The organism is uncultured Ferrimonas sp. (genome assembly GCF_947489035.1).
Lineage (GTDB): Bacteria > Pseudomonadota > Gammaproteobacteria > Enterobacterales > Shewanellaceae > Ferrimonas.
The window spans coordinates 125202-141376 of the sequence record NZ_CANLCI010000002.1; the positions used below are offsets into that span (position 1 = coordinate 125202).

General features: G+C 53.4%; 15 protein-coding genes. 6 read left to right on the top strand and 9 right to left on the bottom strand.

Translation table 11 applies throughout. The features are described from left to right. The first annotated feature begins 34 nt into the window (after positions 1-34). Positions 35-1237, top strand: a complete 1203-nt coding sequence (locus Q0796_RS01840; RefSeq protein WP_298439676.1) for a sodium:proton antiporter — start codon at positions 35-37, stop codon at positions 1235-1237. An 85-nt stretch (positions 1238-1322) separates the two neighbouring features. Here the strand turns inward: Q0796_RS01840 and ybaK are convergent, their stop codons facing one another. The 5 genes from ybaK to Q0796_RS01865 form a co-directional block, all read right to left on the bottom strand. After that, positions 1323-1793, bottom strand: coding sequence for a Cys-tRNA(Pro) deacylase (gene ybaK, locus Q0796_RS01845; protein ID WP_298439678.1), 471 nt, complete (start codon positions 1791-1793; stop codon positions 1323-1325). Continuing rightward, positions 1793-2557, bottom strand: a complete 765-nt coding sequence (locus Q0796_RS01850; RefSeq protein WP_298439680.1) for a DeoR/GlpR family DNA-binding transcription regulator — start codon at positions 2555-2557, stop codon at positions 1793-1795. Before Q0796_RS01850 ends, ybaK begins: the two co-directional genes overlap by 1 nt. A gap of 115 nt (positions 2558-2672) precedes the next feature. Further along, entirely contained in the window at positions 2673-3578 is a 906-nt protein-coding gene (locus Q0796_RS01855; protein WP_298439682.1) for a class I SAM-dependent methyltransferase, read from the bottom strand. A 61-nt stretch (positions 3579-3639) separates the two neighbouring features. After that, positions 3640-6198: a TonB-dependent receptor gene (locus Q0796_RS01860; protein ID WP_298439684.1), complete on the bottom strand. Its 2559-nt coding sequence runs from the start codon at positions 6196-6198 to the stop codon at positions 3640-3642. Positions 6199-7105: 907 nt separating this feature from the next. After that, positions 7106-7366: a DUF5062 family protein gene (locus Q0796_RS01865; protein WP_298439686.1), complete on the bottom strand. Its 261-nt coding sequence runs from the start codon at positions 7364-7366 to the stop codon at positions 7106-7108. Positions 7367-7594: 228 nt separating this feature from the next. Here Q0796_RS01865 and pyrB point away from each other — a divergent pair, with 228 nt between their 5' ends. The 4 genes from pyrB (at position 7595) to Q0796_RS01885 (ending at position 10611) form a co-directional block, all read left to right on the top strand. Next, positions 7595-8518, top strand: a complete 924-nt coding sequence (gene pyrB, locus Q0796_RS01870; protein ID WP_298439688.1) for an aspartate carbamoyltransferase — start codon at positions 7595-7597, stop codon at positions 8516-8518. Between the two features lie 3 nt (positions 8519-8521). Then, positions 8522-8977 carry an aspartate carbamoyltransferase regulatory subunit gene (pyrI, locus tag Q0796_RS01875; protein WP_298439689.1) on the top strand — a complete coding sequence of 152 codons (456 nt, stop codon included), beginning with the start codon at positions 8522-8524 and terminating at the stop codon, positions 8975-8977. Between the two features lie 89 nt (positions 8978-9066). Then, the gene (locus tag Q0796_RS01880) at positions 9067-9450 is read left to right on the top strand and encodes an MmcQ/YjbR family DNA-binding protein (protein WP_298439691.1); all 384 of its coding nucleotides are present in this window, start codon (positions 9067-9069) and stop codon (positions 9448-9450) included. Between the two features lie 180 nt (positions 9451-9630). After that, positions 9631-10611, top strand: coding sequence for an MDR family oxidoreductase (locus tag Q0796_RS01885; RefSeq protein ID WP_298439694.1), 981 nt, complete (start codon positions 9631-9633; stop codon positions 10609-10611). 76 nt (positions 10612-10687) lie between these two features. On the opposite strand, the gene Q0796_RS01890 is transcribed toward Q0796_RS01885, so the two are convergent. Both Q0796_RS01890 and Q0796_RS01895 read right to left on the bottom strand, forming a co-directional pair. Next, positions 10688-11467, bottom strand: coding sequence for a crotonase/enoyl-CoA hydratase family protein (locus tag Q0796_RS01890; RefSeq protein WP_298439696.1), 780 nt, complete (start codon positions 11465-11467; stop codon positions 10688-10690). 10 nt (positions 11468-11477) lie between these two features. Further along, positions 11478-13268, bottom strand: coding sequence for an acyl-CoA dehydrogenase (locus tag Q0796_RS01895; protein WP_298439698.1), 1791 nt, complete (start codon positions 13266-13268; stop codon positions 11478-11480). A gap of 108 nt (positions 13269-13376) precedes the next feature. Here Q0796_RS01895 and Q0796_RS01900 point away from each other — a divergent pair, with 108 nt between their 5' ends. Next, positions 13377-14363 (top strand): helix-turn-helix domain-containing protein, encoded by a 987-nt coding sequence (locus Q0796_RS01900; RefSeq protein ID WP_298439700.1) that lies wholly within the window; start codon positions 13377-13379, stop codon positions 14361-14363. 449 nt (positions 14364-14812) lie between these two features. On the opposite strand, the gene rsmS is transcribed toward Q0796_RS01900, so the two are convergent. Both rsmS and Q0796_RS01910 read right to left on the bottom strand, forming a co-directional pair. Next, entirely contained in the window at positions 14813-14962 is a 150-nt protein-coding gene (gene rsmS / locus Q0796_RS01905) for a pleiotropic regulatory protein RsmS (protein ID WP_298439702.1), read from the bottom strand. 84 nt (positions 14963-15046) lie between these two features. Next, on the bottom strand, positions 15047-16120 hold the full coding sequence (locus Q0796_RS01910; RefSeq protein ID WP_298439704.1) for an energy transducer TonB: 1074 nt from the start codon (positions 16118-16120) through the stop codon (positions 15047-15049). Positions 16121-16175 lie beyond the last annotated feature (55 nt).

Sequence of the window (16175 nt, forward strand, 5' to 3'; positions counted from 1 at the left end):
GCTTGTGCTATTGAGTAACGGATGGTGAGAATCGATGGCAACCTTGCTACTGCTCGGTCAGGTGCTGGCCTTTGTGCTAATGGCGACCGTTGGTTGCGTAATACATCGACTGACGCGGCTCGATCTCACCCTTTCTTGCCTTGGCAGCGGGGTACTGGCGGCGATTGTGATCACCCAGTGCCAGCTCGACATCGGCCTGCGCGCCGAGCATGTTCAGGATCAGGTGTTTTACTTGCTGCTGCCGCTGTTGGTGTTTCAAGCGGCGTGGCACTTAAAGCCAGCGCTGCTGAAAAAGTGGTTTAGCCCCGCGTTACTGCTGGCCACCATTGGCGTGCTGTTAACCTGCCTGATCTGCGGCGTAGGCCTGTACCTTGGGATCGGCCACCCCAGTGCCTTTCCCCTTGCTACCGCCTTACTGGGCGGTGCCATCTTGGCCGCCACCGATCCGATTGCGGTGGTGGCAACCTTAACCCAGCGCCAAGCCCCCGCCGATCTCACCACCTTGTTTGAAACCGAAAGTCTGCTCAACGACGGCACCGCCATTGTGCTGTTTGGGATCGTGCTGGCGATCGCCAACGGCGACATGGCGCAACCGGCCATCGGCACCATCCTACTGCGCTTTGTGTTGGTGTTTTTTGGTGGCATTGGGGTCGGCTTGGTGTGCGGCGCGCTCGCCACAGCCGTGTTGCGGCTGCTGGCCGATCACAACCAAGGGATGGTGGCGCTGTTGTTGTTGGCGTTCGGCAGTTTTTTTATCGCCGAGCACCTACTGCATGTCTCGGGGATCATGGCCACCGCAACCAGCGCGCTGCTATGCCAAGGGTTATTGCACCGCCGCAAACCGGCCTTATGCCAACAACTCAACCACGGCTTAGATTGGTTTGGGCTGCTGTTTAACCTGCTGATCTTCTGCCTGATGGGGTTGGTGTTAACGCTGGATATGTTTGTTGAACGCTACTTGGCCATCGGCATCGCCATCGCGGCCGCCACGCTGGCGCGATTTGCCTCGGTTTACTGCTGCCATGGCCTGTTAAGCCTTGTTGGTCAGCCGCTGCCCCAAGGTTGGCCTCTGCTGCTCAGTTGGGGCGGGTTGCGCGGGGCCATTGCGGTGGCGCTGGTGCTGTCGCTGCCAACCAGTTTGCCCGGATGGTGGACAATACAATCGATGGTGTTTGGGGTGGTGTTGTTTAGCCTATTGGTGCAAGGCACCAGCTTTGGCTGGTTACTGCGGCGGTAAACGGCGCACTCGCCCTAAAAAGCTGGGCAAGTTTTACCGTCGGTCACTCTGCTGTGCCTTGGTGCTGCACCTTGGTCTACGCCGATTAAGCGCGGCCAATCGCCCCATAGCGGCCGCGGGTTAATTGCAGCAGATCCTCTGCAGATAACTCAATTTCCAATCCGCGTCGGCCAGCGGAAACAAAAATGGTATCAAACTGCGCCGCGCTGGCATCGAGCACCAACGGCAGGCGTTTTTTCTGCGCCAACGGGCTGATCCCGCCAACCACATAACCGGTGGCTTTTTGCGCCAGATCCACTGCCGCCATCGACAGCTTTTTCGCGCTCACCGCTTTCGCCAGCGCCCGCAAATCCAACTGCCCTGATACCGGCACAACCGCCACATACAGCTGACCACTGTCGTCGCTGGCCAGCAGCGTTTTAAACACCCGCTGGGGCGGCTGACCGATGGCGTTGGCGGCTTCATCGCCATAAGACGGTGCTGCCGGATCCGCTTGGTACTGGTGGGTTTGAAAGCGAATTTTGGCTCGCTTCGCTGCCACGATGGCTGGGGTCATTACGCCAACACTTCCAGCAGTTCTACGTCCAGCTGGGTCAGCAACTCTTTGTAGCTTACCGGCAGATTTTCATCGCAGATGATCATGTCAAAATCGTGGTTTTCCATCGCTAGGAAGGTACCTGAGCGACCAAACTTGCTTGAATCCGACACCAAGATGGTTTGCTTGGAGACGCCATTAAGCGCCTTCTTCACCATCACCTTGCCTTCGCTTGGCGAGGAGATCCCGCGTCGGTCCCAACAGGTGGCTGACACAAAGGCCACGTCGACATTCAAGCGCGACACAAACGACGCCGCCATGTCGCCGATGCAAGAGTGGTTATCGCGATCAATGCGGCCACCGGTGAGGTAATGTTCACAGTGGCCGTGTTCAGCCAAGTAATCCGCAATGAACAGATCGTTGGTGATCACCAAGATGTCGTCACGGTGGGCGATCGCTCGGGCGATCTCTAAGGTGGTGGTGCCCGCATCCAGATACACGGTGGCTTGCGCTGGCACTTGGGCAATACAGGCACGGCCAAGCGCCAACTTCATATCAAGGTTTTGGGTACTTTTGGCCTTGTGGCTTTGTTCTTCGCGCACGGTTTCGATGCGCTGAACCCCGCCAGCCACCGAGAACACTCGGCCTTTCTCTTCCAGCTTGGCGATATCGCGACGTACCGTCATGTGGGAAACCGCCAGCTTGTCGGTCAGTTCACCGATGGTACAGATCTCCTTATCCTCAAGCATGCTTAAGATAATTCGTTGTCGTTCTGCTGGGATCATATCGATTTCCTCATTTATGTCGGTTTGCCCTGTTGCAAAAAAGCCGATCAATCTAGCATGAGTGTGGCTTATCCAACAGCAACACCACAGCATGCACCTCACAAATTAGCAAAAATCACAAATGCTTAGGCTCGATTTTAGTCAGTTGCAACCAATGCGCGACTAAACCCTCTTCGCTTTGTAACAGCCCGTGTTCAATGTGCAGGTTATCCGCGCTTAACCCGTGGCAGATCCGCTGAAGATCAGCCGCGGTTAACGCCGCACTGAGCTGGTGTTGATTGCGCTCACGAAACAGCTGCAGATCTTGCACACCGGCACGCCACAGTTCGAGTCGAACAGACACCGGCTGCGCCATCTGTTCATTCAACACGCGCTCGATCCCCGCCAGCACCAACCGAAACAAACCCGCGCTGATCTGCTTACGCAGTGCCGATAACGCCACATCCAGTTGCTGCCCCAGCGCTTGCAGCGAATGCCGCTGTTCGAGCGCAGCAAAGTCAGCCTCGGTCACCACAACCCCCATCTCTTCGATAAGCGCTTCGATGAGGCTCGCCACCTTGCTGTTTGCAAAGTGCTGTACATCCATCACGTCAATCCGGGCTTGTTGGCTAATGATGGAGTCCGTGTGGTGCAATAGCGCCAGTATCGTGGCATTAGGACGGCCGATCCGCAGCGCCTCTTGCAAGGCCGCAGCCACATCGGCGTACTCTAGCCCAAACTGCGACACCACTAAATCAAACTGGCCACTTGAAAATGGCTGCTGTGCTGCATCAATCCCAGCCAACGTAATGGCGTGTTGCTGGGCGGGGATTGAGGCCAAGTCGGTCGCCGCCCAATGCCATTGCGGCCGATCAATATGCCGAATGACGTCGCCATGGCCAGACGCCACATCCACAGCGTAAATGACCTTATCAAAGTGCTGGGTTCGTTGCCGCCAAAAGCGCGCTAGTGCACGCTGGAGTTGCGGTTCGTTGACCGCTGCAACCGCTTGATTCTGCCAATAGTTATCCCACTGTTTCATCAAAACCTCCAAACAAAAAAAGGGGCCGAAGCCCCTTTTTATTACCTTTCAGCCTGCTTGCTTAGAAGCGCTGAGTGTAGGTAGCCAAGAAAGTACGACCGTACAAGTTGTACAAGTTAGAGTCGTAGCTTAAGTTGCTGTCCAGTTCTGGATCTTCGTCGGTCAAGTTACGAACCGCCAGGCTCAACTTACCATTCCAATCGGTGCTGTAGTTGTACGACAGATCGAAAGTGGTGTGAGAGTCAATCTTGCCAGACTGTGCGTAAGTATCAGGATCGGTCTTCTCGGTTTGGCCATCGATGTACTGAGTTAACAGTGCAGCAGAGTGGTTGCCCATCTCCCAGTCAATGGTCCAAGAAGCACGGTACTCAGGCAGACCGTTACGGCCAATCTTATCGTTTACTGGGCCACCGAAGTACTCTTCTTCTTCGTAGCTCAGTACCCAAGTTACGTCTAAGTTGGTACCGAACTCACCAATTTCAGTCGCGAAGCCAGAGTAGTTCAGGTTGATGTCCAAGCCGGTAGTGTCTAAGCCGCTGCCGTTCACCTGAGGTGTGGTTGCTTCTAAGATCTTGCCATCTGGGTTATCACCAGCACGGATGATTTCAGCACCGTTAGACAGGTTGCCGTAACCGTTTGCCGCTTCTTCGGTCAACAACGAGTCCAGAGAGATAAACTGAATTACGTTGTCGATGCTCAGGTTGTAGTACTCAACCTTGGCACTGAACTCGTCAGTAATGTCCCAGATAACGCCGACGTTGTAGAAGTCAGACGTTTCTGCATCCAGACCTTCGTTAGAAGTACGAGTTACGTCGTACTGCTTTTCCTGACAGTCTTCTTTCGCGGTGCCGGTTACTTCACAGTAGCGGTAATCGGTCGCGTAATCAGAGCTGAATGAATCAGCGGCGTACAGGTCAGACAGGGCTGGAGCACGGAAACCTTGACCCCAAGATGCACGTACAACTACGCCATCCAGAGCTTGGTAACGCAGGCCAACTTTAGGGGCTACGTTGTCACCAAAGTCAGAGTAATCATCGTAACGCAAAGCAAAGTTCAGCTCTAAATCGTCAGTTACTGGAACTACCGATTCAGCAAAGATTGCCCACACATCACGATCGCCACCTGAACCGTTACCAGACGAACCAATCACTTCGCCGTTAGCAGATTCTTTATCAACGTCAGAGGTGTACTTGTATTCAGCCCACTCGGTACCGAAGTACCAGCCAACCATACCTGCAGGAAGTTCAATCGCTTCCATGTTCACACCAAAGTTAATGCTTTGGAAGTCCATGAAATCTTGAGCCAGTACATCGTGGCTGATGGCCGCAACTACGTCGTCGCTGTTGCCTTCGGTGCCAAACTTAAACTCACCAGATTCAACCAGTGCTTCTACGGTTGGGCGGTGTACGTAGCCACTGCCGTAGTTGCTGTTTTCAGCGCGGTTGAAGTGGTAGGTCAAATCCCAACCGAAATCATCGTGCTCACCTTCCAGCGCCAGCTGAATGTCGGTGGAGTAATCGATGGTGGTGGAATCACGAGTACCGACATCGGTAAAGCGGTAGTAAACGCGACCAGCATTTTCGTTCATGCTGTTGCCGGTGTTTACGCCGTTTGCGTCGTAGTTCTGTACTTCAACTTGGCCAGCAGCCACGTTAAACCAACCCGCGGCTGGTGCGTAACGACCAAAGGTCTCGTTACGGCTGAACAACGCTTGGGCGTTAAAGGTGATTTCATCGTTGATGAAGTACTCACCGTTCAGGTAACCGGCAGTGTATGCACGAGAAGCGTGATCAGCCGCTTCTGCGGTGTAATCGTAACCACAAGCGTAGTCGCCATCACCAGCATCAAAGATGTGGCCGCCGCCGACCATCTTGTCGTTGTTACACGCTTCCAGTGGGCTTAACGCGAACGTGGTCATGTCCAAGAAGTTACGGGCATACAGAGAGATGCCAGTGGTGTTGTTGTACAACGCTTCATCGTGGCCAGTTGCCTGGGAGAACCAACGGTCACGTTGGAAAATGATCTCACGATCCATGTGCTCTACAGAGAACGTCACAGAACCTTTGTCGCTGGCTACGCCGCCAACAACGTGAGTTTTCCATTCTTCACCACCGTCTTGCTCTGGTGATGACGCAGTCGTAGAGATTTCAAGGCCTTCGTAACCGCGCTTCAGGATGATGTTTACTACACCAGCTACTGCATCAGAACCGTATACTGCTGACGCGCCGTCAGTCAGAACTTCAATACGCTCAATGGCTGCAGTTGGGATGGTGTTCAAGTTTACCGCGGTGCCGCCCATGGTAGGGGAACCTGGCATACGCTTGCCGTTCAACAGAACCAACGTACGGTCAGCACCAGCACCACGTAGGTTGATGCTTGCTTGACTTTGGAAGGTAGAACCAGACGATTCAGAGAAAGAACCGAACGTGTTCAGGTTGCTTGAACGCAATACGTCGGCTGCCGACATGGCACCGCTTTTAGCGAAATCTTCAGCGGTAATCAAACTAACTGGAGAAGCGCCTTCCATATCGGTTCGCTTAATGCGTGAACCGGTTACTTCGATGCGTTCTACGTCTTCTGCACCCTCTTCAGCGGCAGCAGAGAAGCTTGCGGTTCCCAATGCGATCGCAGTTAAAGAGGAAAAAACTAATCCGCGGCGTACTGCCTTAGATACTGATGATTCCATAGCCATGGTAACTCTCCCTTGTTTCGCCATCGTTATATTTTGCAACTACAACGCAGCGAATTATTTTTTATATTCAGCGAATGTAACGTCACATTCACAACCAGATACTCTCCACAACACACTGTTGTGTCAACCGCTCACTTGTTGCATTTAATCATCACTTGTTGCGAGATTGTTAATATGCAATTTCCTCATAAGTGACTAAAATCACAGAATTATCTGCAACCCCCTGCTATCAGGCGCTGCAGCGCACCAGCACCCTTAAGTTAATTAAATGTTAAATTTGAGCGCGAGCAATGATAAAAAAATAAACAATTAACAAATTGACTACTTAGTTTTGCTGCAAAAACAATAAAACCCAAAAACAGAAAGGAAGAAAAAACAACCGATCGGTACATTAATTAATCAAATTAGTATTTTTATCTTACGGTTGATGTGGGCGATAAATAATCAAACCTGCTCACTTACGCAATTAATCGGGCTTTTACGCTTAAAGTGACGACCAGATTGATTTTTTACCCAAATGAATGCGGAAGCGGATACAGCGTGGCGACCTCGACTTGCCGATTCGGATCCACGGCAGCGACCACCGCCAAGGCGGTTCCTCGCCATCGAAGTGGCGTATCCCACTTAGCGTTAACCGGTTCTGCGGGGCTTAATATAATGAAAACAAGAACGTACGAGGCAGGCGCGATGACCAAGGCGGGACAACCGCGAAATAGGGATCCGCGCTTGGGGGCGAACCGATAAGCAAGAACAACACGTTAACAGCGCCAAACAATAAAAATGGCCGCCATTGGCGACCATTAACAAGGGGGGCTCGTCATCACTGACTGCATGATCACTGCAGCAGCGGATGATCCGCTGGCAACTTACCGGCAATCCACTTCACTAAGCGACGGCGAAAATTCTGGCTGCTTTCCTGATCCTCAGGCAGCGGCGTTAACAGCTTGTCATGCACCAATAAGCGATACACCGCTTCAACTTTGTCATCAGCAGAATCGGTACCGCTAAACGAGCTGTACCCACTTTTCACCGCGTAAGCTTGGCCAATCTCCATCGCTTTTTTCAGCAGCTCTTTCTCATTCTTGAGTTTCTTCACCACAGCCTCTCTTGGTTAGCCATTGATCCTGACGCAGGAAACCCGTTGCCACTTGTGCCTTTTACCATAGCCTTCTCCACCGTGAAACTCTATGACCTAGACCACAATGGTCACTTTAATCCGCTGTCGAAACAGCCTCTTAAACTGTTCATTTTGTGGTATCTTTCCTTTCCGGCTGTGTCTGGCCTGCAGGCACATTCGGTAGATGCCGAAATCGAAGGATTCAGCATGACAAACCCTCTGTATCAAAAAGACATCATCTCTATCACCGATCTGTCGCGATCGGAACTTGAGCTGATTGTTGCAACGGCCCAATCAATAAAAACAACGCCGCGGCCAACCCTACTGTCTGGAAAAGTCATCGCCAGCTGCTTTTTTGAAGCCTCAACCCGCACCCGTCTCTCCTTTGAAACCGCCGTATTCCGGTTAGGTGGCTCCGTTATCGGCTTTGATTCCGGTGGCAACACCTCGTTGGCGCAAAAAGGCGAAACCTTAGCGGACTCGGTTGAAGTGATTGGCTCTTACAGCGATGCCTTTGTGATGCGCCACCCGCAAGAAGGCGCCGCTCGATTAGCCAGCATGCACGCCAAGGTACCCGTGATTAACGGCGGTGACGGTGCCAACCAACACCCAACCCAAACGTTATTGGATCTGTTTTCCATCTATGAAACCCAAGGCACCTTAGAAGGCCTGAAAGTAGCCATGGTGGGCGACTTAAAATACGGTCGCACCGTGCACTCGCTCACCCAAGCGCTGTCGTTGTTTGGCTGCGAGTTCTATTTTGTTGCCCCAACACCACTGCAGCTGCCCGCCTACCTGTGTGAAGAGCTTGACGCAGCTGGGGTGAAGTATCAGTTCAGCGACGATCTGGAAGCGGTGTTGCCCCACCTTGATGTGTTGTACATGACCCGCGTTCAAAAAGAGCGCTTTGACCCCACCGAATATCAACACATGAAATCCAAGTTTGTGCTCGGTGCCCAGATGCTGACTCAGGTGAAAGACAACCTGCGGATCTTGCACCCCTTACCACGGGTGGACGAGATCACCACCGAGGTGGATCACACCCCATACGCCTACTATTTCCAACAAGCGGAGAACGGCGTTTATGCACGCCAAGCCCTGCTGGCACTGGTTTTAAGTGAGGAGCTGTAACCGATGACGAAATTAAAAGTGGAAGCCATTGAGCACGGCACCGTGATTGATCACATTCCTGCGGGCATGGGGGTGCGGATCTTAAAGTTCTTTCAACTGACGGATAATGGCGAGCGCATTACCGTTGGCTTGAACCTACGCAGTGGCAGCGACAGCAGCAAAGACTTAATCAAGGTGGAAAACACCACCTTCAGCAAAGAGCAAGCCGACCAATTGGCGCTGTTTGCCCAAAGTGCCACCATCAATCGCATTCACAACTTCGAGGTGATCAACAAATATCACGTCGAGTTGCCAGAATCGATTGAACGGGTACTGCGTTGCCCCAACAGCAACTGCATCACTGAACATCAGCCAAGCAACACCCGCTTCTACGTGAACAACGCCGCGGCCGTGCCCAAGTTGAAGTGCCACTTCTGTGAGAAAACCTTCAGCATCGAACTGTTTACCGAGCTGAACTAACGCACTGGCACACTCACATGGCGATCGGCATCCATGGTAATGGCTGCCGGTCGCCACGTTTGGCTGCTGTCGTCAACCACGAGGACGTTATGGATCATCAACAAAGCCAAGCCTATCTGCTCGCCAAGCCACAAAGCGCCTTAAGCACCCCTTTTGGCCCCGAGGTGGCGGTATTCAAGGTCGCCAATAAGATGTTTGCCACCTTGGCACTGGGTAAAGGCGGCGAACACTGGTGGATGAACCTAAAATGCGATCCCAACGAAGCGCAAGCCCTGCGGGATATCTTTAGCGCGGTGATCCCCGGCTATCACATGAATAAAGCCCACTGGAATACGGTGATCCTCGATGGGTCGATCCCCAGCGGAGAGATTCAGCGCATGATCGATAACTCTTACCTGCTGGTGGTGGCGTCGCTGCCAAAGAAAACCCAAGCGCCATTGCTGCTGCAACTGAGCCATCACACCGCGCCCTAGCCGCAAAAAACGCCACTGGAACCCGTTCCAAACTGTTGCGCCGATAACAGCCCTTATGCTGTTGATCTATAAAGCTGTGACCCCAATCCCACTGGCACAACCTGCCCCCTTGGTCTGATTCTGGATCGGCTCTGGCTACGCTAAACTAGCGCAATAGCCAATCCTCAAAGGACTCCGAAAATGTTTAACGCTCTGGTTCTAAACCAAGACGGCAAAGCCACTGTTGCTGCCGTAAGCCAAATTGATGCGTCGCAATTGCCCGCAGGTGAAGTGTTAGTGGCGGTCGATCGCTCCTCTTTGAACTACAAAGACGGCTTAGCCGTAACCGGTAAAGGCAAAATCATCCGCAACTTCCCAATGGTGCCGGGCATCGATTTTGCCGGTACCGTGCTGGAATCGGCCGATCCCCGTTTTCAAGTGGGCCAAGCGGTGATCCTAACCGGTTGGGGCGTGGGCGAACGCCATTGGGGTGGCATGGCAGAACAAGCCCGTGTGAAAGCCGATTGGCTGGTCAGCATGCCGCACAACTGCACCGCCGATAAAGCCATGGCCATCGGCACCGCTGGCTTAACCGCCATGCTGTGTGTGCAAGCGCTGATCGATGGTGGCGTCAAACCCGAAGACGGCGAAGTACTGATCAGCGGTGCCTCTGGCGGCGTTGGTTCGGTTGCCGTTACGTTGCTGGCGCAACTGGGCTACAACGTGGTTGCCTTAACCGGCCGCAGCGACAGCAACGGCGCTTGGTTGCAATCTTTGGGCGCGACCAGCGTTATGGAGCGCAGCGAGTTGGAAGGCGAAGGCCGTCCACTAGAGAAAGGCCGCTGGGCTGGCATGATCGACACCGTGGGTGACCAGATCTTAGCCAACGCCCTTGCTCAGATGAACTACAACGGCGTAGTGGCTGCCTGTGGCTTAGCCGGTGGTTTTGCCCTGCCAACCACTGTGATGCCGTTTATCCTGCGTAACGTGCGCCTGCAAGGGGTGGATTCGGTCATGTGCCCTGTGCCCGTGCGTGAACGCGCTTGGGAACAACTGCTGCAGCTGTTGCCAGCGTCGTTCTTCGAACAAGCCACCACCACCATCAGCCTTGAGCAGGTGCCAGAGTACGCCGAAGCGATCACCAACGGCCAAGTCACCGGTCGCGTTATCATTAAGCTGTAACGCCAACGGCAGCCGCACTTAAAAAGCCCAAGCATACTGCTTTGGGCTTTTTTATTTGGGTGAAACCGCAGCGCGTTTACTTGCCGCTAAAGTGCGCTTGGCGCCGCTCTAAAAATGAGTTCACCCCTTCCGCCGCGTCCGCCGATTTCATCACCGCGGGCATCTCGCCGTACACGTCATCCAGCGCCGCTTGTTCGCTTTCAAAGCGGGCCAATTTCGAACTTCGCAGCGAAGCCTGCACCCCAAGAGGCGCAGCCTGTGCCATCTTCAGCGCCAAGGCTCGGGCTTTAGCGGGCAGTGCTTCGCGTTCACACAGCTCCTGCACCATGCCCCACTGGTGGGCTTGCTTCCCGCTCCATTCATCACCGGTTAACAGATAACGCTGGGCGTTGCCCCATCCGATCGCTTTTGGCAGGCGCACGGTGCCGCCGCCACAGGGGTAGATCCCACGTTTCACTTCCAATTGGGCAAAGCGAGTTTCCGCAGTAGAAAAGTGGTAATCGCAGTTCAGCGAAAGCTCAACCCCACTGGTGTAACACAAGCCATGGGTTGCAATGATCAGCGGCTTCGACAATCGAGGCCCAACCACCCCAAAGGGATCCAGTTCGCCTTCAGCCGGCGCCACAACGCCGCCAGCGGCGAACACCGGCGCCCACTGATCCAGCTCAATCCCTGCGGTAAAGTGCTTGCCCGCGGCCAAGATCACCCCAACCCGCAAATTCTCGTCGTGCTCTAATTGGTACATCGCCTGCGCCAGCGCGTGGTAACTCTCAATATCTAACGCGTTGTATTTTTCAGGCCGATTAAAGGTAAAGGTTAAGATGTGATCGCGCTTTTCAACGGTAAATGAACTCATGATATTCCCCTTAAAACCACTCTGGCTGCATCGCCGCGCAGCTGTCGTCAAACTCGATCAGTAGCTGCGCTTGGTGCTCAATCTGCGGCAATTCCCACTGAATAAAGTACTTGGCGGCTTGCAGCTTGCCCGCCACAAACGCCTGATCCTCTTCGTCCTGACTGTGGCCATAGCCCGCAATGGCGCGCTCGCTGCTTTTGAGCCAGATCCAACTGATGATGGTTTTGCCCATCATGTCGAGAAACAGAGCCGAGTTCGCCAAGGCCAATTCCACCTTGCCGCCATGCAACGCTTGGCCAAGGGTTTCGATGGTGCGCGTAACGGTTTGCAGATGCTGCGAAAATGGCGTCAGTAACGGTCGCAACTGCGGTTGGGTTTCAGCCGCCGCAACGGTTTGTTGAAATTGCGCCAGCAACAGCGTTAAGCCTCGGCCTCGGTTTTGCCACAACTTGCGCCCCAGCAGATCCAGCGACTGAATGCCGTGGGTGCCTTCGTGGATTGGATTCAGGCGATTATCGCGGTACAGCTGTTCAACGTTGTATTCACGGGTGTAACCGGCACCGCCCAATATTTGAATGGCCAAATCGTTACTGCGGGGGCCGTAATAGCTTGGAAAGGATTTCACCACCGGAGTCAGCAGCTCCAGCAACTCTTTGGCGTCGCCATCGTTATCGGCTTCCGCTCTATCCACCAAGGTGGCGGCAAACAAGCACAGCGCCAACGACCCTTCACTGTACGCCTTCTGTGCCAGCAACATCCGTTTGACGTCGCTGTGTTCAATGATGTTTACCGGCTTAGCGTGGGGATCTTTTTCACTGGGCTTGCGCCCTTGCGGGCGATGACGGGCGTACTCCAAGGATTCCAAATAACCCCGATAGCCCAACGATGCTGCGCCGATCCCCACAAAGATCCGCGCTTCGTTCATCATCTTAAACATGTAGCCCAGCCCGTGATTGGCCTCGCCTAACAGGTAGCCAACGCAGCGCCCCTGTTCACCAAAACTTAATGCGGTTGAGGTGGTGCCACGGTAGCCCATTTTGTGCAGCAGCCCCGCCAGCTGCACATCGTTGCGCTCGCCCAGGCTGCCGTCGTCGTTCACCAATACTTTGGGCACAATAAACAGCGAGATCCCCTTGGTGCCGCTGGGCGCGCCCTCGATCCGAGCCAACACTAAGTGCACGATGTTGCTGGTGATGTCTTGATCGCCACCGGAGATGTAAATTTTGTTGCCGCTGATCCGGTAGCTGCCATCCGCCATCGGCGTGGCCTTGGTGCTGAGATCTCCAAGGGACGAGCCCACATCGGGTTCGGTTAAGGCCATGGTGCCAGCAAATTCGCCGCTGAGCATCGGCGCCAAAAAACGCTGTTTTTGCTCGGCGGAGCCAAAGCTGTCTATCACATTGGCGGCGGCGCCGGTTAAAAATGGGTAGGCGGCACTGGCTACGTTAGCCGCGGCAAATGTGGCACCAATGGCGGCGTTAATGCTGTAGGGCAACTGCATGCCGCCTAGCTCATAATCCTTTCCCGCACCAATAAAACCGGCTTGGCAATAATGCTGCCAGGCGGTTTTCACCGCCGCTGGGGTGCGGATCTGCTCGCCATCGAATTGCGGCTCTTGTTCGTCCGCCAATTTGTAATGGTTGGCAAAATGATCGGTGGCCACGCGATAGGCGGTGTTGAGGGTTTCATCGAAGGTGGTTTTATCGTGATCGGCAAAACGCGGGAACCGCAGCATCTGTTCCACATCAAGCACATCGTACAACAGGAAGTTGATTTCCTTGAGGCTGATAAACTGGCTCATTGGTGCCATCTCCTTGGCTAGGAATGATTTAAATCCAGTATCTGGCTTTTCAAACTCGGCAGCGATTGTCATTATGGACACTCTTGATGCTAAAAGTGACATACGGATATGTTTAACATCGTCATCCTCGGCTTTGATAAAGCCTTAGCCAGTGCCATTGCCGGCATGGCCGATCTGTTCACCTTGACCGGTGTCAGCTGGAACCGCCTGCAACAACAGGCCCCAACCCCCAAATTTAAGGTGCAGATAGCCAGCAAAGATGGCCAACCGATCCAGTGCATCAATGGGCTGCAACTCAATGCCCACATTCGCTTTGATCAAATCGACAACCCCAGTGCCATCATCATTCCCACCATTGGCGGCCACATCCCTAATGTGTTGGCCGACAACCCCGAACTGCTGCAACTGATCCGCTACGGCGAACGCCAAGGGTGGCTGATTGCGGCCAATTGCACTGGCAATTTTCTGGTGGCGGAAGCGGGGGTGCTCAACGGCAGAGTCGCGACCACCCACTGGGGCTATGAAGCGCAGTTTCGGCAACGTTTCGAGCAGGTGGATCTGCACGCCGATTTGATGCTCACCCGAGACGGCAATCTGTTTTGCGCTGGGGGTGGCCAAGCGTGGTTTGATTTGGCGCTGCATCTGATTGAGCAGTTTCACGGTTACGATACCGCATTGGAAACCGCCAAAGCCTTTGTGCTGGATTACCACCGCGACAGTCAGCAAAGCTATTCGTTGCTGAAACTGGCCAAGCCCCATAAGGATCCGCTGGTCAAACAGGTGCAGCTGTATTTAGAGCAGCATTTTGATCAGCCGCTGCCACTGGAGCAGCTGGCGGCGCAATTTAATATCTCGAAACGCACCTTGATCCGGCGCTTTAATCAAGCAATGGACATTGCACCCAACAGCTACATTCAATCGCTGCGGATTGAAGCGGCTCGAAAACGACTGGAGCAAACCAATCAAACGGTCGAGCAGGTGATGAATGCGGTGGGCTATGAAGACACCAGTTCGTTCCGGCGCCTCTTTCGCAGTGTGACCGGCTTAACCCCGACCGAATACCGCAAACGTTTCGGTCGCAAATTTCGCGCCTAAGTTCTTGGGTAAGCGTTTACGATGAAGCCCTAAAACACGCCGTCAGCGCACACGCTGCTGCCGCCCTTTGATCTCAATCGGCGGCCATGGCGTTGTTTGCCATTCGTCCCCACAGTTGACTAATAAATCACTGACACATAACAGAAATCTTATTTTTAACAAAACAGCTTTACCGCCCAACTGCGGCTTTGCTTGCTCAAATTCACAACAACAAACAAGGGCAATTTTCAGTTAAAACAAACGTGATCCGGCCCCACACTGCGGCAAAGCAAATCGGCGATGATAGCCCCGTCGAAACAAGCATTAAGCAATTACATCAAGCGGATGTCAGGTCAGCTTGATAACTTTTTCGCAACGTTGGTGGGGGATCGGACATCGGTTCGTTGGCCCATCATCGATTGACGAACCCGATGGCGCACGGGGAGCATTCTCCGTGTGCCGTCTTCTTTTTAGTTGTTGTCGACTTTGCTTTGCAGATCTTGCTGCACTATCGCCAAGGCCGCTAACGCCACGCTGGGCTCAACCTCGTTACTTTCAAGTAAGTAAATCAGATCGACGGCCAGCTTAATGTGGTCTGGTGCTTGGTCAAGTTGCGACATGATGATCTCAAATAACAAAATAAGGCCGCATTATCTGCGGCCTTATGCTGGGATTCAAGCGACGTAACCGCTGACAAGGGCCCGTTAGTGAGAAGGCTTATTTAAGGAATAATCCAACCGGACGCGGCTGCTGGCGACAACCGCCTGGCCGTTAACGAATTTGGGGGCATAACGCCACTTGGCAATCGCTTCTTTGCTGCTGTTAACAAAGCCTTTATGGCCTTTATAATTCAGCACCTTAATGTTAGTCACAAAGCCATTGGTATCAACGTCGAACGACAATTCCGCCGATCCCGATTTGCCCATTCGAGCCGCACTCTTCGGATAGCGTGGATTCACCCGATACAATGGCGTTTGCTCTAAATTGTCGCTCCAAGGCTGCATCAGGCCAATCGCCTGACAATGGCTGGTCGCCCGCTCAGAATCGCCTTTTGCTTCAAATAACTCAACCAACGCAGCATGGCTCACTAGGGCTAAGGGGTGGGAAGTCTCCAACGACGCCGTCATCGCAATCACTTGCTCGAAAGATGCAATGGCCTGGCTGTTTTTCTTGGCCATTCGCGCGTATTTGCCACGGTAAAACTCAGCTTGCAACGCCATCTTGCTGTTACTCAACTGATTGGCAGCCACTATCTCATCCACCTGCTTAAGCAGCTTATTGGCGAAGTTAAGCTGCTGCTGATCATTGACCCAAAACTGCGACAAGAGTTGCAACAGGATCTCGCCGTGCTTTAACGCGGCTTTGCCGTGATTGGCTAGGCTGATATCCAGCGCCTGTTGATAATACTGTCGCGGTTTAGTTGAATGCCGTGCTTGGGCAAAGTAAACGTCGATCAGCTCTAATCCTTGCTCACCGTATTCACTGCTAAAGACCGGAAAATACTCTTTTAGCAGTGGCTCTGCACGCTCATCATAACGCAGCATCGCATTGGTCCAATTCAGCGCTAAGTTGGCACTGTTGATTGAGGTTGGGCCATATTTTGCCAACCCCAGTCGATAGCTTTGTGCCGCGCTGATAAGCATTTGCTCTTTGTTATTGCTGGCAACCGCCGCTTGGTAGGCTTGGTACGCTTGGCTAAAATCAACCGGCGCTTCGGTTGCGCTCACGTTAGCCGAAGAGAGGGCTAACCCAAAAAATAAAGGTAAGATAAGCTTCAAGGTAAACTCCATGTTGTTGCAACATTCGCTGCATCGTGCTCCGAGCCACTCCTTG